Here is a 26,038-nt window from a genome sequence, read left to right on the forward strand (position 1 = left end):
CTCCCCGAACTTATTCTTGATGTTTTCTCGCAACAAATGCAGCGAACTCTTATGGGACAACGCTCGAAGATTGTCAAGACTATCCAAGCCACAAAGCAGGAGTTCCAGACTAAGACTGGTGAAATTGCGAGTGGGTTCGGCTTAACGTCAGCCGCAACGCACGAGACGCCGTGCTAAATCTGCATGCGCGGATGTGGGCTTCGGGCGTAGAGCGCGACAGCCGGAATGATCAGCAGCCCGAGGATCGCCTCTTGCGCAGATGACGAGAGACTGTAGCCCGACAGGATCGTTTGCAGAACCGTCAGGATAAGCACGCCGAGAACAGTCAGACCGTAGCCGCCGCGGCCACCCACCAGCGAGGTTCCGCCGATCAGCACGGCCGCGATGGTGGTGAACAGATAAGGATCGCCAACTCCCGCGTAGCCGCTCCCGGTATAACCAAGCAGCAAAACTCCGGTCATCGCCGCGGTCACGCCACTTGCGGCGAAAACAAGTGTCCAGGTCCATGGACCCGATATCTGCACGCGATCAGCTGCCACTCGATTGCCACCTAGAGCATACAGGCTTCTACCAAGCCAGGTGCGACGCAGCAGAACAATGTTCAGCGCCGCAAGCGCTGCCCAAAGGATAACCGCAGGCGCGATGCCGACTGTGTGATTGGCCGTCGCGAAACTCTGCAGCCATTGAGGCACCGCGCCCTGAATCGTACCACCCGAGATGCCGGAATTTCCGCCGCTGCTCACGAGAATCTGTATCAGACCCAACACCGCATTGCCGACGCCCAAGGTCACCACCAACGATTGCCCGCGCAGACGATGGCTCAGGACGCCGTTAAAGGCACCGATCAACGCCCCAAGAACAAAGACCACCACAATCCCGACAGGGGAGGGTAGGCCATCATTCAGTAACTTCACCAAGCCGACATTCGCGGCGCCGACAACAAACGGGATGGACAAGTCGAGGCCGCCGATCAATGCGCAAAGTGTCTGGCCGACCGTCGCCACGCCAAGAAACGAGGCGAAGACCAGGCTGGAGCGCAGATTGATGAGCGACCAGAATCCATCGATCGAAACCGCACCGAACACCACGAGTGCCAGGAGAACGACACTCGCCATCACACTACTACCGTGCTGCCCCACTATCGCTCTCATCACGAAACTCCTGGCTCGGCCTGGCCGCCCCGACGCTTTCTCCACCTAGCCAACCGCGGTCGGGAGCTGCCGGTCAGGAGTCCGCCCGCGATCAAAGACGCGACCAGCACGGCTCCCGTCGTGAACTGAACCCAGTAGCTTGCATCGAGCCCGAAATTAAACGTCGAAAGCACATAGGAAATAAGCCAGATGTCGATCGCGCCAAGCACGGAACCCAAACCCTTCGCATGGCCGCCGCCGAGGCTCGCGCCACCAATGATAAGCGCCGTAACTGCGCTCAAAGTATAAGGCGTGCCGGCGGTGGGATCGGCGGAGCCGATGAGCCCCGTGTACATAACGCTGGCGATGCCGACGAAAACACCGGCGACGACATGCGCGCCGATCCGCGTCGGGATCAGCGGGATACCGCTGACGAAGGCGGTGCGGTCATTTGCACCCATCAGCCGAATATTGCGGAAAAACGTCGTCCGAGACACCAGCGCCCACAAGACAAAAGCGGCGAGCGGCACGTAGAGAACGAGCGAGAATATCGTGGATGCCGAGCCCCAGCTCGCCAACCAGTCGGGAGCCGTTCCGCCGGACTGTGGCAGGATCACGCTGTTCATGCCGTCGAGCACAAGATAGACTGCGAGCGTCACGACCACCGTGCTCACCCGAAGCACCGCGATCAGCGTTCCCATCACCACTTGCAGCAGAACGCCGAGCCCGATCGCGCAGGCAAAAACGGCCAGCGGGCTCGACAATCCGATTTCCGGCAGGCCCATCACGATCGCGATATTTATCAGCGTCATCGCCGGGCCGATCGAGAGATCCACACCCGCTGGTCCGGCGATGGCAATAGGGGTCATCGCCAGGGTTGCGAGCATCAGCGGGGCGGCGCCGACAAGGCCGCCTGCAAGTCCATCCGATGTGAAGAGGTGCGGCCCGTGAAATGCCGCGATGACCAGCAGAATGACAAGAAGTATAACCGGCGTTCTCAGCGACCTTTGCCGGATAAGTCGCCCGGCAGACCATTTAGCGTCGGCCACCATCTAGTCCTTCAGTATCGCTATACCCGAACATCGCCGCCAGCACTCCATCACTCGTGACCGCCCCGTCCTCGAGCGTGCCGAAAACGCTCTGCAGCCGGAACACCACCACCCTGTCGCAGAGTCCTACGAACTCCTCGATTTCGTTGGAGAGAAACAATACGGCTTTGCCCTCCTCTGCGAGACTGCGCAGCAGAACGTAGAGGTCGTTTTTCGCGCCGATATCGACTCCGCGAGTCGGATCGTTCAGCGCGATCACCAAGGGCGCCGCCGCCAATGACCGGCCGATAACGACTTTCTGCTGGTTGCCGCCGCTGAGCGAATTGATCGGTGCATTGGACCGGCCTAGGCGGATCGAGAGGTCCTTGACCTGCTCGAGAAACATCCGTTGGACCTTGCCTCGGTCGATGAAACCCGCCCGTGCTGTCGGGCGGTAACGGGAAATTCCAAAATTCTCGAACACCGACAGATTGGGGAACAAGCCCTCCGCCTTCCGGTCCCCCGGAATATAGGCAACCCTCGCGCGATCGGCTGATTTGGCGGAGTCAATCGGGTGTCTTTCGCCACCGGCAATGGCATGGATCTGTCCCGCGACAGGCCGCTTGAAGCCGGTGAGGACCTGAATAAACTCGACCTGTCCATGGCCCTCAAGCCCAGCCAAGCCAACGATCTCGCCTGCGCGAATGGCAAAATCGATCGGAGCGGCGTCGGGCGTCAGTCTAACCCCGACAGCCACCAGCGCTTCTTCTTTGTGTACCTTTGTGCCGCGCGCCGCAAGCTGATGCGAGGGCCGCAAAGGCGCGTCGGATTGCGTCCTACCGCGCATCATCTCCAACAGCTTCGCCTCCGTGATCTCCCCTCCCACCAGCGTGCCAACATCGGCCCCGTCGCTCAGCACCGTGGCACGGTCACAAATGGCGGTCAGTTCATGGATGCGATGAGTGACGATCAGCACGCAAACGCCAGAGTCCTTCAAACCCCGCACTACCTCGAAAAACCGCTCCACACTCGAATGATCTAGCGCCGCGGTGGATTCGTCAAAGACGACTACGCGCGGCGTGCCAAGCAATGCCCGCGCGATGACGATCCATTGTCGCGTATTGAGCGACAGCTCATCCACATTCGCGTCGAGATCGACTTCCGACCCGACGAGCCGGTTCAGCAAATCCTGCGCCCGCTTGCGCTTCTCCCGCTGCGGCAGCCGCGCGCGGAAAAACCCGTCATCGCCGAGAAACAGGTTATCCAGCACAGTGCTGCCCTCGGCGACAAGGATCTCCTGGAAAACCACGGCAATTCCCATGGCCTTCGCCACGTGTGGACTAATCGGCTGTTCGCCATTCACCGTCACGCTGCCCGTGTCCGGATGCAGTACCCCCGCGAGAAGCTTCGCCATGGTGCTCTTGCCGCTGCCATTCTCGCCGACAAGCGCATGAACCTCGCCGGCCCGGGCGGAGAAGGAGCAGGATCGCAGCGCGCGCGCCTCACCGAAAGACTTGCTGACCGCACGCACCGTCACAACCTCGGCACCGGGCGTCTCGGAGACGCCCGGCTTGGCAATTGTGGTCACATCCTCGCTCAGGATCAGCCCTTTCCCTGCAACGGATCAGCCGGCCGCTCGAAATACATATCCATCGTCTTGGTCGGGAACCAGGATTGGTACGGCGGCGAGACCCATTCATTGGAGGAAGTGGTCGTGCCGGGGGGCAGGAAAGTGGCGAGGTCGCCATGCGTGATCGGTCCCGGCCCGATCATGATGCTTGCGATCTTCGGCCCCTGGCCTTGCAGCGTTCGCAGCATCACCTCCCATCCCTCCTGCATTTCGTTGCCGGGCGGCCAGCCCTGATAGGTCAGGTCGATCCATTCAGGATTGTCACGCCAATAAGCGAGCGGACCCATTTCTCCGCCGGCCGTAATCGGCACGATCGGCCGTCCCGCCTGCTGCAATGCGCTCATCGCGCCGAGATCGCCCGGAGATTGCGCGGCGATCCCGCCGATCGCCGCCGGATGCGTCGCGAGGAACTGCAACACCGCGGTCTTGGCCACCGAGTCCACCCAGTTGCCCGCAACTGTTCCGGCGATTTTGATGTCCGGATATTCCTTCAAGCCTGCCTCGTGACCCTTTTGGAAATCGTTGCTCGCCTGTGCCTGCGGAATGCCCTGAACGATCAGCACCTTGCCCTTGCCACCCATCCGCTTACCCAGCGCCTGAGCCTGCAACTTTCCGCAGAGCGCATAATTGCCGCTGACCTGCAGCGCGTAAGGCGATGACACGCCACCCTGGAGAGCCACAAAGAGCACGCCATGGTCATAGGCATATTTGATGGCGCCATTCAGCGCGGTATGGGCTGCACCGATCGTGATGATAGCGTCGCAGCCTTGGTCGACGAGCTGCCGGATCTGTTGGATCTGTTTCGACAGATCCAGATTGGCCTCCGTCGTGATGACATCCTTGACCAGCCCGGCCGCCTTGTATTTGGGGAGCAGAACCTCCTGCAGTTCCGTTCTCGCCCCGATGCGCCAGGTATTGCCGCCAAAGGAACTCGCATAGCCAATCAGCCAGGGCGCCGACTTCTTCGGTTTGAAGTCACGGTAAATGCTCGGCCCGAGCGGCGTGGTGGTGACCATCTCGTAATATTTCTGCACCTCGGGCGGCAGGCTTGGAACCACCGAAGTGGCATCGGCGGTATCCGCAAAGGCCCGGGGCACGTCGAGCAATCCCAGCATTGAGCCGCCCACAGCCAGGCTAGCCAGTCCGCCCTTCTGCAAGAATGCCCTGCGGCCATCGCTATTCGGCACTGTCTCCGCGGACTGGAAAACTTCGGTCTTCTTCATGTGTCCCTCCCTGTTTCAGCTAGTTTAACTACGCACTCGCCCAAGGCCGATCACCGGCGAAGGACGCTTGCACGATGGATTGCACACCCTCTAGATCGAGCGGGCGCGGATTGTTGGTGACAAGCCGTGCGGCGAGCAGCGATTGGCTCGCGATCCAATCGAGTTGATCAGTTTTCACGCCAAGCTCCGCGAGCGTCTTAGGAATGCGGATCCCGTCGAACAGATCCGAAACCGCAACCACGGCGGCATCCGCGAGCGTGTCCGGATCATCGCCGACAACGCCCATCGCCCGGGCGATCTCGGCATAATCCGCCACACACTCCGACCGGTTGAAGACCATCACATAGGGCATCAGAGTAGCGACACCGAGCCCATGCGCGGTATGGGTCAAAGCGCCCACTGGATATTGAATCGCATGCGCTGCCGCCGTTCCGGCATTTCCAAAGGCAAGCCCTGCCAGCATCGCCGCATACATCACCGCCGACCGAGCCTCGAGATCAGCGCCATTCGCCACCGCACGAGGCAGATGGATCGACAGCGCCGAAATCGCCGCCAGCGCGTGCAGATCGCTCAACCGATTCTTGCCGACGAACACTCGCGCCATAGCAAGGCCCGGCTCAAACTCCCGTCGGATAGCCGTGAATGACTCGATGGCATGCGTCATCGCATCCGCCCCGGCAATGGCCGTCAGTCCAGGCGGACACGACAGAGTCAACTCGGGATCGCAAATCGCGGTATGCGGAATAAGATATGGACTCGAAATCCCAACCTTCAGCGCGCGGCTGGAATCCCCCAACACGGCCACCGGCGTTACCTCGGATCCGGTGCCGGAGGTAGTCGGAATCGCGATGACCGGAAGCACCGGCCCGGGCACTCGGTTTTCGCCGTAGAAACTCTCGGCGGGCCCTCCATGGCTCAGCATCAAGCTGACCACCTTCGCCATGTCGAGGCAGCTTCCGCCACCGACGCCGATCACCATGTCCGGCGCGAAATCCCGCGCGACCTCAAGGCAAGCGAGAACGCCCGCAAGCGGAAGCTCAGCCTCGGTGCCGTCGAAAATCTCGATTGTCACACCTTCCTCGTCCAGGGCGGCGCGAAGCGTTGCCATCTCGGCATCCGCGCCGAAACGAAGATCGGTGCAGATGAGGGCACGTTTCCCCAACGGCCGAGCCACCCGCCCAACACTGCGCCTTTCGCCTACGCCGAACAGAATTGCGCGCGGCGCGCGCATCACGCCGAAATCATCGGCCACCGCTGTGCTCCTGCGTCGTGGAAATTTCGTCGCCGGCCAGCGCGCGGATCGCCACCCAGACATCCTCCGCGATCGGGATGCCCTTCGCCATTCGCTCGGCTCGGCGACTGCGTGAACCGTCGCCCGGCACCATGACGGGCCTGTCTGGATCGCTCGGCGCGCAGGCGCGAATCGCATCGAGATAGGCGGAAATGCTGCCGGTCACCGCATCCGACACCGGATCGATGATGATGAAGACGTCGCCCTTATTGCAGGGCTTTTCCGCATCCAATGTGCCCACAACATCGGTGCCGAGCGCTGCACTTGTCAGGCTGCTGACCAAAACCTCGATCGCCAGCCCCAGCGCGTAGCCCTTGGCGCCGCCGAATGGTGCGATCGCGCCGAGTTTCGCGGCGTCCGGATCGGTCGTGGGTTCGCCCGCAGCATCGAGCGCCCAATCCGCCGGTATCGGCTCACGGCGATGGGCGTGGTCGTGAATCTTGCCCATCGAGACAATGCTTGTCGCCATGTCGAGCACGAAAGGATCCGGCTCGGCCGGCACGCCGATCGCGATGGGATTGGTGCCCAGCATGGCGCGGCGACCGCCCCAGGGATGCACCAGCGCCTCGCTCGTCGATAGCGCGATAGCCGTCTGCCCACCACGCGCCACGCGCTCCACATACCAACTCAGCATACCGAGGTGATTGTTGTTGGCGATGGCGGCGACCGCGATCCCGGCTTCTCTTGCCCTCGCGCAGACCTCTTTCACCGCGGCCCCGGCGACCACCGGCCCCAGGCCGCCAAGCCCATCAACCTGCAGAAACGCCGCCGAGCGCCAGGCGGCCACACCTGTTGTCACAGGATCAGCCACGCCATTGCGGATGCGCGCGACGATGCGCGGTAATCGCAACAGCCCGTGGGAGGGGCGATCGAAAAGCTCTGCTTCCACCAGCAGGTCGCTTTGAGTCCGCGCGTTGTCGGAAGGCACACCCGCAAGGGTGAGGGCGCGCATGGCCGTTTCGCAGGCTTCTGCATAGGTGACGTTAGCCGCCATTGGAATCCAATCTGATATCAGATCCGATCTTGCCCACCATAGGGAGGCGCTGCTAACACGGTCAAGCGTGATCTCCTGCTAGGTTATGGTGATGACGGCGCAGAGCCCAGACCCCGGGAAAGAGGCGATCGGTGACGGCACGGCGATCACGCCGGAGCCGCCCTTGCGCCGTGCCTCCTTAGGCGACGATGTTTATGATGCGCTGCTCACGCGGCTGATCTCGCTGAAGATCGCGCCGGGCGCGCGGATTACTGTAGATGGCTTGGTCAAGGATCTCGGCGTCTCCCAAACTCCGATCCGCGCCGCTTTGGTGCGCCTCGAGGCGGAGGGGCTGGTGGTCAAGACCCATCTGGTGGGCTACAGCGCCGCCCCGCTTCCGAGCCGCCGCCGGTTTGAGCAAATCTATGAGTTGCGCCTGGTGCTGGAGCCGCTGGCGGCGGCCAAGGCGGCGCGCAATCTCGGGGGACGGGATCGTGCCGCTTTGGGCGAACTGCACGCCGCCATGGCCGCGCCCTCGTCGGAGGATGTACGCCTCGCCTATGGCAAATTCGCCACCTGGGACGCGGCTTTTCACACGCGGATCGCCATGGCCGGCGGCAGCGACCTGATCGCCGAGGCGCTCAACCGCCTGCACACGCACATGCATCTGTTCCGCCTTCTCTTCCACTCGCGGGTGACGGAGGAGGCCATTCGGGAGCATGCCGATATTATCGTGGCGTTGAATGCTGGCGACCCGGATGCCGCGCATGTCGCCATGGAGCGACACGTCTTGTTTTCACAGCGACGCATGGCACCGATTTTCGAGTCTCTGGAGTGATCTCAACGAATGTTGGCGACAGTTCTCGCACGTCATGCTCGGCGAAGGCCGAGCACCCACGCCTTGCTTGCGCCGGCGAAGTCGAAGGCGTGGATGCTCGGCCTTCGCCGAGCATGACGAGTCGCCGCCAGGTCGGTTAACTCAGACGCGGGCTGATCTGCGACTCATCCCGTGTGCTTCGGAATTCGCAATCCGTGTCGGCCGCCGCGCCGCCCTCCGCAGACATGACCCAAACCTGCACCGCCGCCGGCCGCAAAAACAGTCGACATGGACCAAGATTGGCCGGTGCGCCGATCTCCTGGTTCGCCCGAAGCAGCGCATCGCCAATCCGTAGCACGACCTCGAATCGCCCCGCGACAGGCGCTCCAACATCGACGACAAATCCGGGATAGTCACCTGCCGCCGTGATCGTGATGCTCTCCGACCGAACCGACCAGCCAACGCGCGCGCTCGTCTGCATCGGCGGCCCGACCACCTTAATCTGAACGCCCCCTCCGACATCAATTGCATTCGCCCCGACAGCACGGCCGAACGCGATGTTCTCCGCCCCGAGCAACCGCGCAACCGCCTCACTAACGGGACGCGCGAATACTTCGTTGACAGTGCCGACCTGCAATACCCGGCCCGCATCAAGAATAAGAAGCTCATCGGCGAGCAGAAAAGCCTCCTCCGGATCATGCGTGACGAGGATCGTCGTCGCATCGATCTCCGCCTGCAGCGCCAGCAATTCCCGCCGCAATTGCGCGCGTAAAGGCGTATCGAGCGCTGAAAACGGCTCGTCGAGTAACAACAAGCCAGCCGGCCGGCTAAACGCGCGTGCCACGGCAACCCGCTGCTGCTGACCCAAGGAAAGCGCATCCGGAAGCCGCTGTTTCAGACTGGCAAGTCCAAGACGCTTCGACCAATGCTCCGCCAAATCGCGATCCGCGCCGACCGCAAAGGCTATCTGCCGCGCCACGGTCAGATGAGGGAACAAGCCGTAATTCTGCGGCACGAAAGCAATGCCGCGCCGCTCGGTCGGCGTTTCGCTGAGATCTCTCGCGCCCAACATCAACGACCCCGCAACATCGCCATCGAGACCCGCAATGGCGCGCAATGTCATCGACTTTCCCGAACCCGATGAACCCAGGATCGCGAGCCTACGTGCGCTCGTCCGCCACGCGACGTCGAGATCGAAACCACTCAGCTTGCGGCGGAAAGCAAAGCTCAGCGGCTGCGGCGACATCGCGGAGCTGGGCCGCGGCTCATCGAGCAGCGGTGCTACCGGCAATGGCACAACCCCCGTGTGACCATCCGCGAACCCCACGCGCCTCACGCGATCCGCACCGAAAATCGCGGCGAAGGCCATAACGCCAACCGCAGCCACTAACGTAGGTGCCAGCACCGGTAGCATGGCTGGCAAACCCTGGCCGCCAAACGCGACATACGTGTAAACCGGCAGCGAATAGGGGTGATACGCCACCATCATCGTCGCCCCGAACTCGCCGAAAGCCCGCAGCCAGGCCAGCAGCATGCCGGCAAGAATCGCGCGCCAGGCAAGCGGCAGGCTAGCGCGAAGGAAAATGCTCCAAGGTCGGTGGCCGAGCGTGGCCGCGACATCCTCCAGCACCGGATCCAGTCCCGCGAAAGCCGATCGCGCTGCGATGATCAGGAACGGCGCCGCGACAAAGGCCTCCGCCAGCACGATGCCGACAAAGGAATCCGTCAGGGCGCCACCCGTGAGCGCACCAAGCGGGCTCGCATAACCGAGTAGAAACAGCAGCAGAATGCCGCTCGCCAAAGGCGGCAAAGCGAGCGGAAGTTGCACCAAGAAACCAAGCATTGCCAACCACCGTCCCGGCCTTCGCGCCAGCAGGTAGCCCAGCGGAATCCCGCCCGCCGCCACCAGCAACGTCGCCACGGTCGCGCTGAGCAGCGAGACCGCACAGGCATCGCCAAGCGTCGCCCAGTCGGCGCCGCGCCAATCCGCGCCACCGAGATGCGCGAGACCCGCGACCAGCGGCGCGACGAGATAGACAGCAAGCAGGCCGCCCAGCCACGGCAGCAGCGGCCAGGAGGAACGCCTCACTGCGCGGCGTTGATCACCGCGCTCACCGCAACCGGCACCAACCGCGCGTCACCGCTGATCTTCGGCTTCACGAGGTCAAGCCCGTGCTCACCCATGATGTCGTGTCCCTGCGGCCCCAGAAGAAACGCGACGAAATGCTCCGCCCCCGCCGAATTCGGCGAGTGGTTGAGCACCGTGATCGTGTAGTGCGCGCTGAGCGAGATATTCGCGGGGAAGGGAATCGCCGCGATCTTCAGATCCGTCGTTTCCGTCGAATAGAAAAACCCGACGTCCAACTGCCCGGATTGCAGCCGCCCGACCAAATTCTCCTCCGGCAAAACCTGGCTCGGATTTTCGGGCGCACCAAGAACCTTTGCCGACAGATCCGGCAACTTGTAGACCTCCGAGGCTTTCTTCAGCAGATCGACGGTCAGCTTACCCTTGGGATCGAGTTTTGGATCCGTCCGTCCAATCCGGATGCCCGGCTCCTCGAGCACCTTGTACCACGGCTTGGTCTTCAGCTCGGCCGCAAATTTGCTCGATGGGTTATAGCCCAGCACGAGAGGCGACTGCGCGAAGGACACATACCAACTCACCCAACCGCCATTCGCGGTGCCCTCCAGGTCGTTATTGACCTTGGGATTCGCGCTGATGAACACATCCCCTTGCCGCAGCTTGCCCTTGATCTCATTGGCGAGCTTGTTCGAGCCGCCGGCATATCCCCGGAACCGCCCACCATCGACCTTCTCGAAAGCCGGGCTGATCCCGCGCTCCATCAGGTTCACCAGGGAGCCGGCATAGAGCACATTGACGGTGCCGACCTTGTCCTGAGCCATGGCAAAGCCAGGCGTCGCGGCAAGAATGGCAGCCGCCGCAATCAGATATCGTCGCAGCACTGGGGCTCTCCTAGGATCGTTTGCGGAATTCTCGGCCGGGGAGGGGCGGGTTGACCAGCCGGGTCGTCGTCTCGGCACGCCATTAAATCCCCGTCATCCCACGCTATTCCCGTAACTATATAGCGGGCCGCCACGTAACGCATCTAGAGTGAAGCCGGGCGACGACATTCAGTCCCGGCACCATTGCCTGAACATTGAAAGCGCCAGGTCAAACCAATGTTGCTCTTCGTTGTTGCCTATCTCGGCGGCGTTCTGACGATCCTGAGTCCGTGCATATTGCCAGTGCTCCCCTTCGTCTTCGCCCGAGCCGACCAGCCCTTCGTCAAAAGTGGCCTGCCACTGTTGCTCGGCATGGCGATCACCTTCGCCGCCGTTGCGACCCTCGCGGCAGTCGGCGGCGGCTGGGCGGTGCAGGCGAACCACTGGGGCCGTCTCGCCGCGATCCTCCTGCTGGCCTTCTTCGGCGTCACGCTGCTGTTCCCCTCGATGGCGGACCGGCTGACGCGGCCGCTTGTCGCCCTGGGCTCTCGCCTCTCCCAATCGGCATCGGATGGCACGCGCGCCGGTTCCTCCTTCGGTCCATCCTTCCTGCTCGGCATCGCGACGGGCCTGCTCTGGGCGCCCTGCGCCGGCCCGATCCTGGGACTGCTCCTCACCGGCGCCGCGCTGCAAGGCGCCAATGTCCAGACTTCCTTTCTCCTCCTGGCCTATGCCGCCGGCGCCGCGACCTCGCTCGCCGTCGCCCTGCTGATCGGCGGGCGGGTCTTCGTCGCGATGAAGCGCTCGCTCGGCGCGGGCGAATGGATCAGGCGCGGCCTCGGCGTCGCCGTTCTTGCCGGTGTCGTCGCGATCAGCCTAGGCCTCGACACCGGCCTCCTGACCCGTGTGTCGCTCGCCAGCACTGCCGGCGTCGAGCAAACGCTGCTCGACAAAGTGCATCCGAAGTCGGCGACAGTCGCCGCCGCGGGCACGCTACCCGTTGAGGGCCAGATCCCCTCCCTGGCAGGCGCCGTCCAGTGGCTCAACTCGCCGCCGCTCACCGCCGAGGGTCTGCGCGGCAAAGTCGTCCTGGTCGATTTCTGGACCTATTCCTGTATCAACTGCTTGCGTAGCCTCCCCTATATCGAGGCCTGGGCGCAGAAATATCGCAGCCAGGGCCTGGTGGTCATTGGCGTGCACGCGCCGGAATTCGCCTTCGAGCGGAACATCGACAATGTCCGCCAGGCCGTGAAGGACCTCAAGCTCGACTACCCGATCGCCATCGACAACAACTACGCGATCTGGCGCGCCTTCAATAATCAATACTGGCCCGCCCACTACTTCATCGATGCGAAGGGCCAGATTCGCTACCACCACTTCGGCGAAGGCGAATACGACCAGTCGGAAAAAGTCATCCAGCAGCTCCTCGCCGAGGCGGGGAAGGGTGCCGTGCCGCATGACATCGTGGCGGTCGATGGCAGCGGTGCTGAAGCCGCCGCCGACGTCAGCGACATCGCTTCACCCGAGACCTATATCGGCTACCAGCGCGCCGAAAACTTCGCCTCACCCGGCGGAGCCGTGCCGGATGCGAGCCACGTCTACGCCACCGCGCCGCAACTCACCCTGAACCAATGGGCGCTGGGCGGTGACTGGACCGTCAAAGGCGAGAACGCCACCTCCAACGCCGGCGAGGGCCGCATCGCCTATCGCTTCCATGCCCGCGACCTCCATCTCGTTTTGGGGCCGAGCAGCGATGGCAAGCCCGTGCGGTTCAGGGTGCTGATCGACGGCAAGCCGCCGCTTGCTGATCACGGCGCCGATGTGGATGCTCAGGGCAATGGCACGATTGACGGCCAGCGCCTCTACCAGCTGGTCCGCCAATCAGGACCGGTGGCTGACCGGAACTTCGAGATCGAATTCCTCGATCCCGGCGCCCAGGCTTTCGCCTTCACCTTTGGCTGACAGTGACTTCGGCCTGCAAGGCGGCGACGTGCTCCCGCGCCACCTCGGAAAGCGCCCGCTCGATCGCGCGAAAGCGGGTGACGAGTTCGACACCGAGCGGCGTGAGGGTCGCGCCGCCGCCTTGTCTGCCGCCAACCTGAGCCGAGGCAACCGGACTGCCGAATATTGTGTTGGTTTCCTCGACCAGTTCCCAGGCTCGCCGATACGACATGCTCATCGCGCGCCCGGCGGCCGAGATTGACCCGAGGCTGGCGATCTTTTCGAGGAGTTCGATTTTCCCCGGTCCGATCCGGCCTTTCGGATCGAGGTCAATCCTAATGCTGATCGAAGGCATGGCAGGGTGCTTTCAGCAGGGATTCTGGCGGAGCGCCGCGCTGCGTGGCGCCGCGCTCACAGCACCTTATAGAAAATCCGCGTAGCGCAGGGTCGGCCATCGGGATACAGCGCGTAGCCGGGGATTTCCCCGATGGCGATCCAATTCAGCCGCGCATAGAGCCGCTCGGCGTCATCCGCCCCGGTGTCCAGAACCAGAAGTGTCTTGCCCGCCGCGCGCGCGGCCTCCTCGGCCGCCTGCATGAGGGCTTGGCCAACTCCATTCCTGCGAGCCGCGCGGAGGACAAGCATCTTCGAGATATCCGCGCGATGCGGCTGGTTTTCTGACTGCGCCGAGACAATTTGCACTGTCCCGAGGAGCCGCCCCTCGCTCTCGGCCACGAGCAAAATGCGCTCGCCTTCCGCCACCGCCGCCGCTGCCTGGGACCAAAACGCGTCAGCTTTCGCGCGAGCCAGAGGCGCCATGAAGCTGACCGAGGCACCGCTCTCCACACAATCGATCAGTATGTCGGAGAGTGAAGAGATCCGCTGCATGGCCTCCGCGCCCGACAACGTGCGGATCCGGATAGCCGCTCGATCGGGAAGCTGCGCTGGGGATTGCAATGAGGAACTCACGCCAGAACGACGACGATGCGCCGGTTCTGTCGTCCCTTGTTTTCTACTTTCGCGATCTTTACCGCGCCAATCTCGCTCGTTCGCGATACATGCGTGCCGCCGCAGGGCTGCAGATCCACGATGGCGTCGTCGGCACCGATCTGCACCAATCGCAGCCGTCCGGTGCCGCGCGGCGGCTTTACCGAAAGCGTCCGCACCAGCGCGGGATTTTCGTCGAGCACAGATTCGTCCACCCAATGAGCCTTCAACGCATGATCCTCAGCGATGAGGGCATTCAGCCGCGCCTCCAATGCCACGCGATCGGGAGCTTCCGGCAAGTCGAAATCTAATCGCGAGCGATCGGCGCCGATCTGGCCGCCTGTAACGGCTGCACCTGGAAGCGCCGCGCAGAGCAAATGCAACGTCGTGTGCATCCGCATCAGGGCATGTCGCCGCGGCCAATCGAGCACCATCTCGACCGCGGCGCCCACGGCCGGTAATGCGCCATCCGTCGCGGGGACAAGCAGGATGGTCTCGCCGTCACCCTTCAGCGTATCGACGATCGCGACCTCGCCGCCTTCCCAGCGCAGCGTGCCGACATCGCCCGGCTGCCCGCCGGAACGCGCGTAGAAGATACTGCGGTCGAGAGCGATGCCCTCAGCACCGGCCGCCTGAACCGTTGCCGGGGCCGATGCGAGATTCGATTCAGCAAGAAACAGGCGCTCAGTCATTGAAATCGTCGCTCCGTGGAGCGCCTTTATACCTGAACGAGCCTCGATCCGTCGCGCCCTGAGCCGCGGTCAGCCAATGCCGAGCAGTTCGACATCGAAGATCAGCGTGGCATTGGGCGGAATCACACCGCCCGCGCCACGAGCTCCGTAACCATGTTCGGGCGGCAGAACGAGGGTCCGGCGGCCGCCAACCTGCATCGAAGCGACGCCGATATCCCAGCCGGAAATCACCTGCTGAACGCCGAGCGTGAATTGGAACGGCGCACCGCGATCGCGTGAGCTATCGAACTTGCGCCCAGGCTTGCCGTCATCATCCAGCCATCCCGTGTAATGCACGGAAACGGTTTGGCCCTTAACCGGGCTGGGGCCGTCGCCGACCACCTCGTCGCGATAGCGGATGCCGGATGGCAAGGTGCTGAGGGCGCTGAGGTTTTCGGCCATAACAGGTTCCATAGGATGAGAGAGCAGATCAGTTTCTAGATCATTCTCCACGACCTTGCCAAACGCCCCTGCGCTCCGCCGTGAAAGTTCTTGCCCAAATCATGGGCGGCCCTTGTCCGCGCGAGTTCAAAATCAAATCACAACATCAATCAAACTGTGCAATGAGGCGTAGCCAGCGTCGCTTCCAGACAAACGCCGGGCGAGGAGACCACCATGACCCACCGGCGCCCGCCGCGATGAGCGACGCTAACCCCGCCATTCTGCCGCCAGACGAATTGCCCAAGCAGCCCGAGCGGCCGCCTCTCATGGCGATCATGGGGCCCGGCCTTATCACGGGTGCCTCGGACGATGACCCCAGCGGTATCGCGACCTATTCACAGGTCGGCGCCCAATTCGGCTATTCGCTCGGCTGGACCCTGCTGCTGACCTATCCGCTGATGTGCGCCATCCAACAGATCAGCGCGGAGATCGGTCGCGTCACCGGCCGTGGTCTCGCGGGCAACTTGCGACGGTATTATCCCACTTGGTTACTGCACGGCATCGTCGGCCTGCTGATCATCGCCAATACCATCAATATCGGCGCTGATCTCGGTGCCATGGCGGCGGCACTGAAGCTCCTCGTGAAAGGCCCTCTGCTGGTCTATGTCGCCGGCTTCGCGCTGCTCTCGGTCGGCCTGGAGGTGTTTCTGCGCTATGCGCGCTACGTCTCGGTTCTGAAGTGGCTTACTCTGTCGCTATTTGCTTATGTCGCGACGGTCTTCGTGGTCGGGGTTCCCTGGGGCAAGGTCCTCCTCAACCTCGTCTGGCCGCATATCAGCATGAGCGGCGCCTACCTCACCGCCGTTGTCGCTGTCTTTGGCACCACGATCAGCCCTTATCTGTTCTTCTGGCAGGCTGGTGAGGAGGTCGAGGATCTCTCGGAGCGCAACGACTCGCGCTCGCTGTTGGATGCGCCGGGCCAGGCTCCGCGGGAGATGCGGCGTATTCGCATCGATACCTATGTCGGCATGGGCATTTCGAACATTGTGGCTCTGTTCATCATGCTGACCGCCGCTGCGACGCTGAACGCGCATGGCATGACGAATATCCAGACCTCATCTCAAGCGGCGGAGGCGCTGCGGCCGCTCGCGGGGCCTTTCGCGTTCACCCTCTTCGCGCTCGGCATCATCGGCACGGGACTATTGGCGCTGCCGGTTCTGGCGGGCTCGGCCGCCTTCGCGCTTGGGGAGGCGCTACAATGGCCCGTCGGTCTCGCTCGCAAGCCGCTGAAGGCGCGCGCCTTCTACGGCACCATCGCGGCGGCCACCGTGATCGGCGCGCTGCTCAACTTCAGCCCGCTCGATCCGGTCAAGGCTCTGTTCTGGAGCGCGGTGCTGAACGGCATCGTCGCCGTCCCGGTCATGGTCATGATGCTGCTCATGGCGGTGCGGAGCGACGTCATGGGCCGTTTCGTGCTCGGCCGCGGTCTCGCCACCATGGGCTGGCTTGCAACGGCGGTCATGGCCCTCGCGGCGGTCGGCATGTTCGCGACCTGGGGTGACTAGACGCGACCTTGCCCTCAGCGGCTCCGGTAAAGTGACGGTCCTGCGGCACTTGCCCGAGATCCCTCGGCGCGGCTTGCGGCGCGATCATGCCGGAGCCAGGATAAGCGCCATGAGCGAAACGCTGCTCGACCTGCGGGACCTCGCCTGTCCGCTTCCCGTGCTGCGCGCCAACCGCGAGCTGCGCGGCATGGCGCCGGGTGAGCGCCTGCGCGTACTCGCCACCGACGCGGCCGCCGTCGCCGACTTCAAAAGCTACTGCCAGGAGACCGGCCATACTCTGGTCGCCTGGAGCGAGGATGCCGGTATCTACAGCTTCACGCTTAAACGCCGCCCCGCTTTGCCCGATGCCACCAAAGACACATAAAGATATGTGCATATGAGCTCCTCCGCCGGCGACGTCCTGCTCATCACCCATCCGGCCGGCCTCGACCACGACACCGGCCCCGGCCACCCCGAACGTGTGGGTCGCCTGCGCGCAGTCTGGCGGGCGCTCGGCGAGCCCGAATTCGGCGACCTGATGCATGAGGAAGCGCCGCAAGCGACGCCTGACCAACTCGGCCGCGTCCATTCCGCGCGATACATCGACCACATCCTCAGCACCCACCCTGGGCCGGGAAAGCTGGAGCGGCTCGACCCGGACACGGTGATGAGCGCGGGCAGTGCCGAGGCGGCGCTGCGGGCGGCTGGTGGCGCGGTGGCGGCGGTGGATGCAGTGATGACCGACCGTGCGCGCGCCGCCTTCGTCGCCACCCGGCCGCCTGGGCATCATGCGGAGCCCGAACGCGCCATGGGCTTTTGCCTCTTCTCCAACGCCGCGATCGCCGCGCATCATGCGCGGGCCGCCTGGGGCAAGCAGCGCGTGGCGGTGGTGGATTTCGACGTCCATCACGGCAACGGCACGCAAGCCGTCGCCTGGGACGACGCCGACTTCTTCTTCGGTTCGAGCCACCAATTCCCCTTCTACCCCGGCACCGGCAGCATTGGGGAAACCGGTGCTCATGGCCAGATCGTCAACGCGGCCCTCGCCGCCGGCTCCGGCTCCGCCGCCTTCCGCGCCGCCTGGTCCGACCGCATCCTGCCCGCGCTGGACGCCTTCGCGCCCGACTGCCTCATCATCTCGGCCGGCTTCGACGCGCATCGGGACGATCCACTCGGCGGCCTGGAGCTGGACGAGGCCGACTTCGCCTGGATCACCGCCCGCATTGTCGAGTCCGCCCGTCGCCATACCGGGGGGCGCATCGTCTCGCTGCTCGAAGGCGGCTATGATCTCGACGCCTTGGCGGCTTCGGCCGCCGCCCATGTTCAAGGCCTCATGGCCGGCTGAACGCGTTTCCGAGGAGAACTCCCATGTCCGATGAAGCCCTGCCCGCCAGCGCCACCAAGCCCGTCTGGGACAAGCTCGCGGCCCTCGCCGCCAAGCCCGGCGGGAAGCTGATTTCGCCGCTCTTCAAAGCCGATCCCAAGCGTGCCGAATCCTTTTCCGCTACCTTCGAGGATCTGTCGCTCGACTATTCGAAGACCTCGATGAGCCCGGAGGCGCGCACGCTCCTGCTGGAACTCGCCCGCGCCGCAAAGGTCGAGGAATTCATCGGCCGGTTGTTTGCCGGCGAGCCGGTGAATATGACCGAACATCGTTCCGCGATGCACATGGCGCTGCGCAGCAAGCCTGATGCCGGGATGCGTGCGGTGACGCCGGATGGCGGCTGGGAAGATGCCTCGAAGGTCGCGGCGAGTGACCGCGACCGGATGGAGAAATTCGTCCGCGCCGTGCATGACGGCTCGATTGTCGCGGCGGACGGCAAGCCCTTCACCGATGTGCTCAATATCGGCATAGGCGGTTCGGATCTCGGTCCGCGCATGGTCAGTCAGGCGCTGACCTTCGTGCATGGCGCCAAGGTCGAGGCGCATTTCCTCTCGAACGTCGATGGCCATGCCTTCGCGCAATTCGCCCGCATCCTCGATCCCAGGCGCACGCTCGTTCTCGTCGCGAGCAAGACTTTCACGACGCTCGAGACCATGACCAATGGCCATGCCGCGCGCGATTGGCTGGTGGCGGCGGTAGGTGAGGAGGGAGTCGGCAAACATCTCGTCGCGCTCTCGACGAATCTGAAGGAAACCGGGAAGTTCGGAATTTCCGAGGACCGCGTTTTCGGCTTTCGCGATTGGGTTGGCGGCCGCTATTCGGTGTGGTCGGCGATTGGCCTGTCGGTGGCGCTGGCGGCGGGGTGGGACGCGTTCCAATCCTTTCTCGACGGCGCGCGGGCAATGGACTTCCATTTCCGCGACACGCCGCTCGAGTCCAATCTGCCGGCGTTGATGGCGCTGACTGGGATTTGGAATACCGACGTGCTGGGCTCGGCGACGCTCTGCATCCTGGCCTATGACGCGCGGCTGGCCCGCTTCCCGGCGTATCTCCAGCAGTTGGAGATGGAGAGCAACGGCAAGTCCGTCCGTCTCGCGGGCGACCAGGTGGCGCATCAGACCTGCCCGGTGGTCTTCGGCGAGCCCGGCACCGATGCGCAGCACAGCTTCATGCAGCTAGTGCATCAGGGGCCGGCGCACGTCCCGGTCGACTTCATCCTCGCCGCCGAGCCCGACCACAACCGGCCCGAGGCGCATCGCATCCTCGCCGCCAACGTCTTCGCCCAGGCCGAGGCGCTGCTGGCCGGCAAGACCCTCGCCGAGGTCACCGAGGAGATGAAGGCCGCCGGTTCTGACGTCAGAACTATCGAGCGCGTCGCCCCCCACCGCGTCTTCACCGGCGAGCGCCCAAGCACGACGATCCTCTACAAAAAGCTCGACCCCTACAGCCTGGGCCGTCTGATCGTGCTGTACGAGCATTGCGTGGCAGTGCAGGGCGCCATCTGGGGGATCAATAGTTTCGACCAGTGGGGTGTGGAACTGGGCAAGAAGCTCGCGCAGTCGATTATTCCGCAGCTGGAGCCTGGGGCGAAGGTGGGCAAGCATGACGGCTCGACGGCGGCGCTGATGGCGCGGTTTAAGGCGTTGCGGGGGGAGGGGTAATCTTTCTGATGCATCCTTTCCGGTGTTCTTGACGCCGGAAAGGAAATTCCTTACCGTGCTCTCATGATCACCAGCCGTCTCACCTCCAAGGCTCAGACCACCATTCCGCAAGCCGTGCGGGTTGCGCTGCATCTGCGGGAGGGTGACGAGCTTGCCTACGTGATCGAGGATGGCCGCGTTATCCTGACGCGGCGCACCCTCGAGGCGAAGGAAGATCCATTCGCGGCTTTCGGCGAATGGAGTGGCGAGGAAGATACACGCGCTTATGCCGGACTCTGATTCCCGCGTCGGTATCTGGGATATCGTGAAGGTGCCGTTTCCATACACGAGCCATCCCGTGCAGCAATTTCGTCCGGCGCTCGTTATCTCTGGCGGACTGCCGGACGACACGCCCTTCATGATCTGGGTGTTGATGATCACCAGTGCCGCCAATCGGCCGTGGCAGGGTGATGTCGCGCTATCCGACTTGATGGCGGCCGGGCTCTTCGCGCCCTCCGTTGTCCGAACTGCGAAGGTCGCGACGATCGAGATTGCCCGGGCGCAGCGCATCGGGCGGCTGCCGTCGCGCGACAGGACGAAAGTGAAGGCTCGGTTGCGTGCTGTGCTGGAAGGCGTTGCTTTGGCTTAGCCAAACGTGAACACGAAAGCCTGGACCCCCGGATCGAGAAACTCGATCTCAAACGTCCGATCACTGATGGGCTCCGGTTGACGGATAAGCTGATAGAGCCGCTGTTCGGTGACCGTGCCGTTGCCTTGGCTGTCCGCGTCGATTCCATGAGCGGCCCCCGGTTCCTGCCCATCGATGAGCACACGGAACCGCACCGATGTTCCTGGCGTCGCCGGTCCCATTACGAGATGAAGGTCTCGCGCGTGGAAGCGATACACGATCCGCCCCTCGGGCTGGTTCAGTGCGACGAAGTGTTTCTCCATCGTCCAGTCACCCTCGAGCGCCCAGTGATTGAGCCTCAATCGCGCGGGTGCCGTGTAGATATGCAGCTTATCTCGGATCTCACCACTAGGCGACACGAACTTCTCGGTTTTTCCGTAGCCGACATAACTCTCTGAAGATTGCAGATTGCTCCAGTCGGCGGGTTTTTCCCTGCCCTGAGCATCGACTGAGACAAGATCGTGGCTGACGTTGCTCGCCCCTGCCTCGGTCAGGAGCTGTTGGATAGTCATTTCGGACTTTTTGTATCCGCCTTCGCCGAACTCATGGTGCCGGATGCGCCCCTGTGCATCGACAATATAAAGCGCCGGCCAATATTCGTTGTTAAAGTCCTGCCACAGCACGTAGTTGCTATCGACCGCGACCGGATAGTCGATCCCCATCTCTTTAATGGCCCGACGAACATTGTCGATGTTTTTCTCGAAGCCAAATTCGGGCGTGTGCACGCCGATGACCACCAGTCCTTGATCCCTATATTTCGTGGCCCAGGCTTGGATATGGGGGAGCGTGCGCAGCCAGTTGATGCAGGTGTAGGTCCAGAAGTCGATAAGGACGACCTTTCCGCGCAGTTCCGCTGCTGTCAAAGGTGGCGAGTTGAGCCACGTCACAGCGCCGTGGAGAGAAGGCATCTCACCTTCCACACGCAGTTGAACCGTCGCGGGTGTCGTCTGCTGCGTCACGGCTTTGTCCTCGGCTGAGGCTTCAAGCGGTGCGCCGATTACGCTAGCGAGTATCGCGGCCAACAAGAGTCGGTTTGCTTTCATCGGGAACGCCTTCCCCTGGTGTGCGATGCTCGAAAAATCAGTTAGCGACGTCGACCACAGCTTGAGCAAAGGCTTGCGGTGCCTCCTGAGGCAGGTTGTGACCGATGCCGCCGTCGATGATCCGGTGTTGATATCTGCCCGAGAATCTCGTGCGATATGCTGCGGCAGGCGGGTGCGGCGCGCCATTCGCATCACCTTCCAGGGTAATTGTGGGCACGGTGATGACGGGACTCGCGGCGAGACGCCGCTCGAGACCGTCATATTTTGGATCGCCTTTAGCCAAGCTAAGCCGCCACCTGTAGTTGTGAATCACAATTGCAACGTGATCCGGGTTGTCGAACGCCGTTGCGGTGCGGTCGAATGTGGCATCATCGAAGTTCCATTTCGGCGAGGCGATCTGCCAGATCAGCTTCGCGAAATCGTGCCGGTATTCGCCGTAGCCCGCCTCTCCGCGTTCCGTGGCGAAATAGTATTGATACCACCATTGCAGCTCGGCCTTTGGCGGCAGCGGCTTCTCGTTGGCCTTTTGGCTGCCGATCAGATAGCCGCTGACGGAGACCAGGGCCTTGCAGCGCTCCGGCCAGAGTGCCGCGATGACGTCGGCCGTTCGCGCACCCCAGTCATAGCCTGCGAGGATCGCGGTTTTGATCTTGAGGGTGTCCATCAAGGCGATGGTATCGACGGCGACCACCGCCTGCTGGCCATTCCGGAAGGTGGTGTCCGACAGAAAGCGCGTCGTGCCGTAGCCGCGCAAATACGGCACGATTACCCGGTAACCCGTTGCCGCCAGCAAAGGCGCGACATCAACGTAGCTGTAAATGTCATAGGGCCAGCCGTGCAGGAGGATGACGACGGGACCATCGGCGGGACCGGCTTCGGCGTAGCCGATGCTCAGCTCGCCGGCATCGATCTGCTTCAATGGAGCGAAGGCCGTGTTCGTTCCGGGCTTGATCTTGGGCACGTCCGGTTTTGCGCTGCCGGATTGCGCCGACGCGGAGCCTGCGGTACCGAGTTGAGAGGCGGCGATGGTCACGGCCGCGGCGCCCAGGAAACGGCGGCGATATTGGTCGATTTCTCCGGGCATTGCCTCTCCCCATCGGACATTGCCCGCGTAATGCCGCGGGCCGGTATCGCCATCATAGTTTAGGCGGAGACCCGGCTGATCGCTATCGGACGATGGTGTCGTCGATACATTGGCGGAAGCTCGTGGCGGGCAGAAACACTATCGCAGCTTGCGCTTACCCCCCGCGATCGTGATGACCGCGATGATAATCACGCCGGTCATGACGTCACGCACACCCGCGCCGAATCCCGACGTGTTCAGCAGCGTCACCACCATGAACAGGAAGAGCGAGGCGCCCCAGATGCCCGGCAGGTTCGCCGAGCCTCCGGCAACTGAGGTGCCGCCGATGACGACGACGGCGATCGAACTCAACAAATACTCGGCGCCCATGTCGAGTGAGGAGCCGCCGGTGAAGCCGGCGAGGAGCGCGCCGCAGAGGCTCGCGAGCGCCGCGCAGAGGACGTAGGTGAGTAGCCGCACGCGCTCCACGCGGATGCCGGAGAGGCGCGCCGCGCGCATGTTCTGGCCGATCGCGAGCACGGACCGGCCAAAGATCGTGCGATGGAGGAGGATGGCGGCGAGGATCGTGAGCAACAGCGCCGCCAAGGCGAGCGCGGGAATCGTGGCGATGCGCCAGAAGGTGAAATCGGCGAAGGCAGGCGGCGGTTTGATCTGCAGGCCGCGGCCATAGCTGATGCCGACCGAGACCAATACGAAACTCGCCGCGAGCGTCGCGATGATCGGTGGGATTCGCAGCAGCCGGATCAGCAGGTAATTGAACAGGCCGATCAGCAGTCCGGTCACGAGGGCGGCGAGGATGCCGAGCGCGATGCGGTCGTCCGAACCATTCATGACCTGCATCGCGACCGCGCCGGACAGGCCGATATTGGCCGGCAGCGACAGGTCGATATTGCCGGGACCAAGGGTGATGACGAACATCTGGCCCATACCCACCACCACGGTGAAGACCGAGAAGGAGAGCGCGGTCGAGAGCATGCCCGAGGCGCCCTCGCCATGGGCAACGGCGATCGCCAGCACCCAGACGACGGCGGCGGCCAGGAAGGACCAGATCCAGGGCCGAGCGCCGAGGCGCTTGATGAAAGCGGGGGCGGCGGCGTCGCTCATCGGTCGCTCCGGTTGATCAGCGTGCGGGCCGCCAGGATGATGATGAGGATGATGCCCTGCGCGCCGACCTGCCACTCCTGCGGAATGCGGAAGGACGGGAAGGCGGGCAGGTGGAAGAAGTTCAGCGCCACCGCCGCGAGCTGCAAGGTGAGCGCTCCGATCACCGCGCCGATGGGTGACACACGGCCGCCGACGAACTCCGCGCCGCCCAGGATCGCGCCGGCGATGGAGAGCAGCGTATAGCCATTCGCCATATTGGCATCGGCGGAGGTCGAGACACCGACCAGCGACAGGCCCGCTAGCACGCCGAAGACGCCAGCCAAGGCATAGACAGCCATCTTCGCCTTGAGGAGCGACCATCCGGCCCGCTCGATGGCGCTCGGATTGCCGCCCACGCCGCGCAGGATGGCGCCGTAGGAGGTTCGCATCAGGCCGATATGGACGACGACGGCGATCACCACCGCCGCGACGATCGGGAAGGGGATGCCCGGGATGCGCTGGCTGACGAAGGCATGCAGCCAGCCGGGCGCGGTGCCGCCGGGGGTCGGGCGGATGAGGATGGCTAGGCCGAGCCAGACGAAGCTCATGCCAAGCGTGACGACGATCGAGGGCAGTTGACGCAGATAGACCAGCGCGCCGAGTGCCGCGTAGACGGCGACGGATGCGGCGAGGATGGCCCAGCCGAGCAGCGGGTTGGTCGGCAGCCAGGTCGCGACGACGCAGCCCGTGAAGCCGACGAAGGCGCCGATCGAAAGATCGAGGTCATTGACGGTGATGATCAACATTTGCGCGATGGTCGCGAGGGCGACTGGCACCGCGAGGTTCAGCATCAGCGTGAAGCCGAAATAGCTGATCGCCCGCGGGTTGAAGTACGAGATCGCGAGAACCACCAGCGCGAAGGAAATCGCCGGCAGCAGGCCGCGCAGAAGCCGGCCTGGCGTCGTGCCGAACAAGATGGGGCGGCGGGTGGACGCGGCAGCGTTCGTGGTCATGCGACGTCCTGGAAGGAGGCACGGATGAGCTGTTGCTCGGTGAGATCAGCGCGGCCGAGATCGGCGACGATGCGGCCGTGGCGGAAGACATAGACGTGGTCGCAATTCTGCAGCTCCTCCAGCTCGGTGGTGTACCAGAGGAAGGTGCGGCCGGCCGCTGCCTCGCCACGGATGAGGTCATAGACATCGAGCTTCGTGCCGATATCGACGCCGCGCATCGGGTCGTCCATCACCACGATGCGCGCATCCGAGCCGAGCGCGCGAGCGAAGAGCGCCTTCTGCTGGTTGCCTCCGGAGAGCGAGAGGATGGGGTTGCCCAGGTTGGGGCTGCGGATGCCGATACGCTGCTTCCAGTCCTCCGCCATTGCGGCCTCGCGCGTGGGCGAAATGAGCATGCCGCGCCGTAGTGCGGCGAGCGAGCGGATGGTGATGTTCTCGGCGATCGACCACAGGGGAAAGACGCCGTCGGTCTGGCGGTCCCCGGCCACCAGGGCGACCGGGGCGGCGACGGTGGTGCGGGTGGTGTTGCGGGACGCGGCGTCGAAGACCTCGATGAGAAGCTCGGTCTGGCCATGGCCCGAGAAGCCGGCGAGTCCGATGATCTCGCCCTGATGCGCGACGAGATCGGTCCTGTCGGCCTGGGATTTCGGGCGGGCGCGGACCATGATCGGCGTCTGGCCCCGGTTCTGGGCGAGGGTGGCGGGCGGCGGCTGGTCGGTGGCGTGGGTGCTGCCCATGGTCTCGACCAGGCGGGCGCGGTCGAAGGCTTTGGCCTGCTCGCTGGCGACCACCTGGCCGTCCCGCATGACGACGATGCGGTCCGAATTGCCGAGGATCTCGCCGAGGATGTGGGAGATGAGGATGACGCTGCCGCCCTCAGCGACGAAGCGGCGGACGAAACTGAGGAGCTGGCCAGCGGTGTCCGCATCCAGCGAGGAGGTGGGTTCGTCGAGGATCACCAGTTTCAGCGGCGCGTCGGTGACGCTGAAGGCGCGGGCGATCTCGACCATCTGGCGGCGGCTGATGGAGAGATCCGCGACGATGGTCTCGGCCGCGATGCCGTGGCCGGGGAAGATCGCGTCGAGGCGGTCAATGATGAGGCGCCCGGCCCGGCGGCGCCAGCCTATGCCACGGATCGACGGGTGGAGGATGCGGGTATTCTCGGCGACCGTCAGGTTGGGACAGAGCGACAGCTCCTGAAACACGCAGCGGATGCCGAGTTGCTGCGCGAGCGTCACCGAGTAGCTGTCCTGGCGCGCGCCGCCGATCGCGATCTCGCCGCTCGAGGGGAGAAGCGTGCCGGCGAGGACATGCATGAGCGTCGATTTGCCGGCGCCGTTATGGCCGACGAGGCCCAGGCAGGCGCCGGAATCGACCATGAGATCGACGCCGGCGAGGGCGCGGACGGCGCCAAAGTTTTTAGTGACCGCCGCTAGACGGACGACTTCGGGATTCGCGGCGGTCACGCTTGTCATCGCAATGAG

At 63.7% G+C, this 26,038-nt stretch carries 25 protein-coding genes; 8 read left to right on the forward strand and 17 right to left on the reverse strand.

What is annotated here, in order from left to right:
- Positions 1–173 precede the first annotated feature (173 nt).
- The 6 genes from GSQ92_RS18965 to GSQ92_RS18990 are packed head-to-tail and all read right to left on the reverse strand — an operon-like array spanning position 174 to position 7,296.
- A complete protein-coding gene (locus GSQ92_RS18965; protein WP_158804730.1) occupies positions 174–1,151 on the reverse strand; it encodes an ABC transporter permease in 978 nt (325 codons plus the stop codon).
- A complete protein-coding gene (locus GSQ92_RS18970; RefSeq protein WP_159013842.1) occupies positions 1,151–2,179 on the reverse strand; it encodes an ABC transporter permease in 1,029 nt (342 codons plus the stop codon). The genes GSQ92_RS18965 and GSQ92_RS18970 overlap by 1 nt, the downstream gene beginning before the upstream one ends.
- Entirely contained in the window at positions 2,166–3,746 is a 1,581-nt protein-coding gene (locus tag GSQ92_RS18975; protein ID WP_216856872.1) for a sugar ABC transporter ATP-binding protein, read from the reverse strand. Before GSQ92_RS18975 ends, GSQ92_RS18970 begins: the two co-directional genes overlap by 14 nt.
- A gap of 14 nt (positions 3,747–3,760) precedes the next feature.
- Positions 3,761–5,011: a substrate-binding domain-containing protein gene (locus GSQ92_RS18980; protein ID WP_158804728.1), complete on the reverse strand. Its 1,251-nt coding sequence runs from the start codon at positions 5,009–5,011 to the stop codon at positions 3,761–3,763.
- 28 nt (positions 5,012–5,039) lie between these two features.
- Positions 5,040–6,263 (reverse strand): iron-containing alcohol dehydrogenase, encoded by a 1,224-nt coding sequence (locus GSQ92_RS18985; protein WP_216850388.1) that lies wholly within the window; start codon positions 6,261–6,263, stop codon positions 5,040–5,042.
- Positions 6,253–7,296 carry an Ldh family oxidoreductase gene (locus GSQ92_RS18990; RefSeq protein ID WP_159013843.1) on the reverse strand — a complete coding sequence of 348 codons (1,044 nt, stop codon included), beginning with the start codon at positions 7,294–7,296 and terminating at the stop codon, positions 6,253–6,255. Before GSQ92_RS18990 ends, GSQ92_RS18985 begins: the two co-directional genes overlap by 11 nt.
- 91 nt (positions 7,297–7,387) lie before the next feature.
- Here GSQ92_RS18990 and GSQ92_RS18995 point away from each other — a divergent pair, with 91 nt between their 5' ends.
- Positions 7,388–8,113: a GntR family transcriptional regulator gene (locus GSQ92_RS18995; RefSeq protein ID WP_216850387.1), complete on the forward strand. Its 726-nt coding sequence runs from the start codon at positions 7,388–7,390 to the stop codon at positions 8,111–8,113.
- A 136-nt stretch (positions 8,114–8,249) separates the two neighbouring features.
- On the opposite strand, the gene GSQ92_RS19000 is transcribed toward GSQ92_RS18995, so the two are convergent.
- Together GSQ92_RS19000 and GSQ92_RS19005 are read right to left on the reverse strand one after the other, a co-directional pair.
- Positions 8,250–10,181 (reverse strand): ATP-binding cassette domain-containing protein, encoded by a 1,932-nt coding sequence (locus GSQ92_RS19000; RefSeq protein WP_158804724.1) that lies wholly within the window; start codon positions 10,179–10,181, stop codon positions 8,250–8,252.
- Entirely contained in the window at positions 10,178–11,056 is an 879-nt protein-coding gene (locus GSQ92_RS19005) for an extracellular solute-binding protein (RefSeq protein WP_216850386.1), read from the reverse strand. Before GSQ92_RS19005 ends, GSQ92_RS19000 begins: the two co-directional genes overlap by 4 nt.
- Before the next feature lie 216 nt (positions 11,057–11,272).
- Between GSQ92_RS19005 and GSQ92_RS19010 the strand changes: the two genes are divergently transcribed.
- The gene (locus tag GSQ92_RS19010) at positions 11,273–12,997 is read left to right on the forward strand and encodes a cytochrome c biogenesis protein DipZ (RefSeq protein ID WP_158804723.1); all 1,725 of its coding nucleotides are present in this window, start codon (positions 11,273–11,275) and stop codon (positions 12,995–12,997) included.
- On the opposite strand, the gene GSQ92_RS19015 is transcribed toward GSQ92_RS19010, so the two are convergent.
- The 4 genes from GSQ92_RS19015 to GSQ92_RS19030 all read right to left on the reverse strand — a co-directional run bounded on the left by GSQ92_RS19015 (position 12,984) and on the right by GSQ92_RS19030 (position 15,096).
- Entirely contained in the window at positions 12,984–13,331 is a 348-nt protein-coding gene (locus GSQ92_RS19015) for a winged helix-turn-helix domain-containing protein (RefSeq protein ID WP_158804722.1), read from the reverse strand. The genes GSQ92_RS19010 and GSQ92_RS19015 overlap by 14 nt on opposite strands.
- Positions 13,332–13,387: 56 nt before the next feature.
- Positions 13,388–13,864, reverse strand: coding sequence for a GNAT family N-acetyltransferase (locus GSQ92_RS19020; RefSeq protein ID WP_158804721.1), 477 nt, complete (start codon positions 13,862–13,864; stop codon positions 13,388–13,390).
- 77 nt (positions 13,865–13,941) lie between these two features.
- Positions 13,942–14,655 carry an alanyl-tRNA editing protein gene (locus tag GSQ92_RS19025; protein ID WP_158804720.1) on the reverse strand — a complete coding sequence of 238 codons (714 nt, stop codon included), beginning with the start codon at positions 14,653–14,655 and terminating at the stop codon, positions 13,942–13,944.
- 69 nt (positions 14,656–14,724) lie between these two features.
- Complete coding sequence (locus GSQ92_RS19030; RefSeq protein WP_174246700.1) at positions 14,725–15,096, reverse strand: FKBP-type peptidyl-prolyl cis-trans isomerase; 372 nt, start codon at positions 15,094–15,096, stop codon at positions 14,725–14,727.
- A 236-nt stretch (positions 15,097–15,332) separates the two neighbouring features.
- Between GSQ92_RS19030 and GSQ92_RS19035 the strand changes: the two genes are divergently transcribed.
- The 6 genes from GSQ92_RS19035 to GSQ92_RS19060 all read left to right on the forward strand — a co-directional run bounded on the left by GSQ92_RS19035 (position 15,333) and on the right by GSQ92_RS19060 (position 20,292).
- The gene (locus tag GSQ92_RS19035; protein ID WP_158804719.1) at positions 15,333–16,640 is read left to right on the forward strand and encodes an NRAMP family divalent metal transporter; all 1,308 of its coding nucleotides are present in this window, start codon (positions 15,333–15,335) and stop codon (positions 16,638–16,640) included.
- 109 nt (positions 16,641–16,749) lie between these two features.
- Positions 16,750–17,004 (forward strand): sulfurtransferase TusA family protein, encoded by a 255-nt coding sequence (locus GSQ92_RS19040; RefSeq protein ID WP_158804718.1) that lies wholly within the window; start codon positions 16,750–16,752, stop codon positions 17,002–17,004.
- A gap of 12 nt (positions 17,005–17,016) precedes the next feature.
- Positions 17,017–17,964, forward strand: a complete 948-nt coding sequence (locus GSQ92_RS19045) for a histone deacetylase family protein (protein WP_158804717.1) — start codon at positions 17,017–17,019, stop codon at positions 17,962–17,964.
- A gap of 23 nt (positions 17,965–17,987) precedes the next feature.
- The gene (pgi, locus tag GSQ92_RS19050; RefSeq protein ID WP_158804716.1) at positions 17,988–19,664 is read left to right on the forward strand and encodes a glucose-6-phosphate isomerase; all 1,677 of its coding nucleotides are present in this window, start codon (positions 17,988–17,990) and stop codon (positions 19,662–19,664) included.
- A gap of 63 nt (positions 19,665–19,727) precedes the next feature.
- Positions 19,728–19,943 carry a type II toxin-antitoxin system PrlF family antitoxin gene (locus tag GSQ92_RS19055; protein ID WP_158804715.1) on the forward strand — a complete coding sequence of 72 codons (216 nt, stop codon included), beginning with the start codon at positions 19,728–19,730 and terminating at the stop codon, positions 19,941–19,943.
- A complete protein-coding gene (locus GSQ92_RS19060) occupies positions 19,930–20,292 on the forward strand; it encodes a type II toxin-antitoxin system PemK/MazF family toxin (RefSeq protein ID WP_158804714.1) in 363 nt (120 codons plus the stop codon). Before GSQ92_RS19055 ends, GSQ92_RS19060 begins: the two co-directional genes overlap by 14 nt.
- Here GSQ92_RS19060 and GSQ92_RS19065 read toward each other — a convergent pair.
- From GSQ92_RS19065 to GSQ92_RS19085, 5 genes are all read right to left on the reverse strand, one after another.
- Entirely contained in the window at positions 20,289–21,374 is a 1,086-nt protein-coding gene (locus tag GSQ92_RS19065) for a thioredoxin family protein (RefSeq protein ID WP_158804713.1), read from the reverse strand. The two genes, GSQ92_RS19060 and GSQ92_RS19065, sit on opposite strands and share 4 nt — an antisense overlap.
- A gap of 37 nt (positions 21,375–21,411) precedes the next feature.
- Complete coding sequence (locus GSQ92_RS31040; protein WP_158804712.1) at positions 21,412–22,458, reverse strand: alpha/beta fold hydrolase; 1,047 nt, start codon at positions 22,456–22,458, stop codon at positions 21,412–21,414.
- Between the two features lie 138 nt (positions 22,459–22,596).
- A complete protein-coding gene (locus GSQ92_RS19075) occupies positions 22,597–23,562 on the reverse strand; it encodes an ABC transporter permease (RefSeq protein ID WP_158804711.1) in 966 nt (321 codons plus the stop codon).
- On the reverse strand, positions 23,559–24,554 hold the full coding sequence (locus GSQ92_RS19080; RefSeq protein WP_158804710.1) for an ABC transporter permease: 996 nt from the start codon (positions 24,552–24,554) through the stop codon (positions 23,559–23,561). Before GSQ92_RS19080 ends, GSQ92_RS19075 begins: the two co-directional genes overlap by 4 nt.
- Complete coding sequence (locus tag GSQ92_RS19085; protein ID WP_254065807.1) at positions 24,551–26,029, reverse strand: sugar ABC transporter ATP-binding protein; 1,479 nt, start codon at positions 26,027–26,029, stop codon at positions 24,551–24,553. Before GSQ92_RS19085 ends, GSQ92_RS19080 begins: the two co-directional genes overlap by 4 nt.
- Positions 26,030–26,038: the final 9 nt, after the last annotated feature.

It is taken from the genome of Acidisoma sp. S159 (assembly GCF_009766125.1).
In the GTDB taxonomy this organism is placed as follows: Bacteria; Pseudomonadota; Alphaproteobacteria; order Acetobacterales; family Acetobacteraceae; genus Acidisoma.

Bases quoted from the DNA above. Each gene is read 5' to 3' on its own strand.
- GSQ92_RS31040 (WP_158804712.1), bottom strand. From the start codon at position 22,458: ATGCCCGGAGAAATCGACCAATATCGCCGCCGTTTCCTGGGCGCCGCG.
- GSQ92_RS18965 (WP_158804730.1), bottom strand. From the start codon at position 1,151: ATGAGAGCGATAGTGGGGCAGCACGGTAGTAGTGTGATGGCGAGTGTC.
- GSQ92_RS19015 (WP_158804722.1), bottom strand. From the start codon at position 13,331: ATGCCTTCGATCAGCATTAGGATTGACCTCGATCCGAAAGGCCGGATC.
- pgi (WP_158804716.1), top strand. From the start codon at position 17,988: ATGTCCGATGAAGCCCTGCCCGCCAGCGCCACCAAGCCCGTCTGGGAC.
- GSQ92_RS18980 (WP_158804728.1), bottom strand. From the start codon at position 5,011: ATGAAGAAGACCGAAGTTTTCCAGTCCGCGGAGACAGTGCCGAATAGC.
- GSQ92_RS19045 (WP_158804717.1), top strand. From the start codon at position 17,017: ATGAGCTCCTCCGCCGGCGACGTCCTGCTCATCACCCATCCGGCCGGC.
- GSQ92_RS19060 (WP_158804714.1), top strand. From the start codon at position 19,930: ATGCCGGACTCTGATTCCCGCGTCGGTATCTGGGATATCGTGAAGGTG.
- GSQ92_RS19035 (WP_158804719.1), top strand. From the start codon at position 15,333: ATGAGCGACGCTAACCCCGCCATTCTGCCGCCAGACGAATTGCCCAAG.
- GSQ92_RS19025 (WP_158804720.1), bottom strand. From the start codon at position 14,655: ATGACTGAGCGCCTGTTTCTTGCTGAATCGAATCTCGCATCGGCCCCG.
- GSQ92_RS19040 (WP_158804718.1), top strand. From the start codon at position 16,750: ATGAGCGAAACGCTGCTCGACCTGCGGGACCTCGCCTGTCCGCTTCCC.
- GSQ92_RS19085 (WP_254065807.1), bottom strand. From the start codon at position 26,029: ATGACAAGCGTGACCGCCGCGAATCCCGAAGTCGTCCGTCTAGCGGCG.
- GSQ92_RS19065 (WP_158804713.1), bottom strand. From the start codon at position 21,374: ATGAAAGCAAACCGACTCTTGTTGGCCGCGATACTCGCTAGCGTAATC.
- GSQ92_RS19080 (WP_158804710.1), bottom strand. From the start codon at position 24,554: ATGACCACGAACGCTGCCGCGTCCACCCGCCGCCCCATCTTGTTCGGC.
- GSQ92_RS19010 (WP_158804723.1), top strand. From the start codon at position 11,273: ATGTTGCTCTTCGTTGTTGCCTATCTCGGCGGCGTTCTGACGATCCTG.
- GSQ92_RS19075 (WP_158804711.1), bottom strand. From the start codon at position 23,562: ATGAGCGACGCCGCCGCCCCCGCTTTCATCAAGCGCCTCGGCGCTCGG.
- GSQ92_RS19030 (WP_174246700.1), bottom strand. From the start codon at position 15,096: ATGGCCGAAAACCTCAGCGCCCTCAGCACCTTGCCATCCGGCATCCGC.
- GSQ92_RS18995 (WP_216850387.1), top strand. From the start codon at position 7,388: ATGACGGCGCAGAGCCCAGACCCCGGGAAAGAGGCGATCGGTGACGGC.
- GSQ92_RS18990 (WP_159013843.1), bottom strand. From the start codon at position 7,296: ATGGCGGCTAACGTCACCTATGCAGAAGCCTGCGAAACGGCCATGCGC.
- GSQ92_RS19020 (WP_158804721.1), bottom strand. From the start codon at position 13,864: ATGCAGCGGATCTCTTCACTCTCCGACATACTGATCGATTGTGTGGAG.
- GSQ92_RS19055 (WP_158804715.1), top strand. From the start codon at position 19,728: ATGATCACCAGCCGTCTCACCTCCAAGGCTCAGACCACCATTCCGCAA.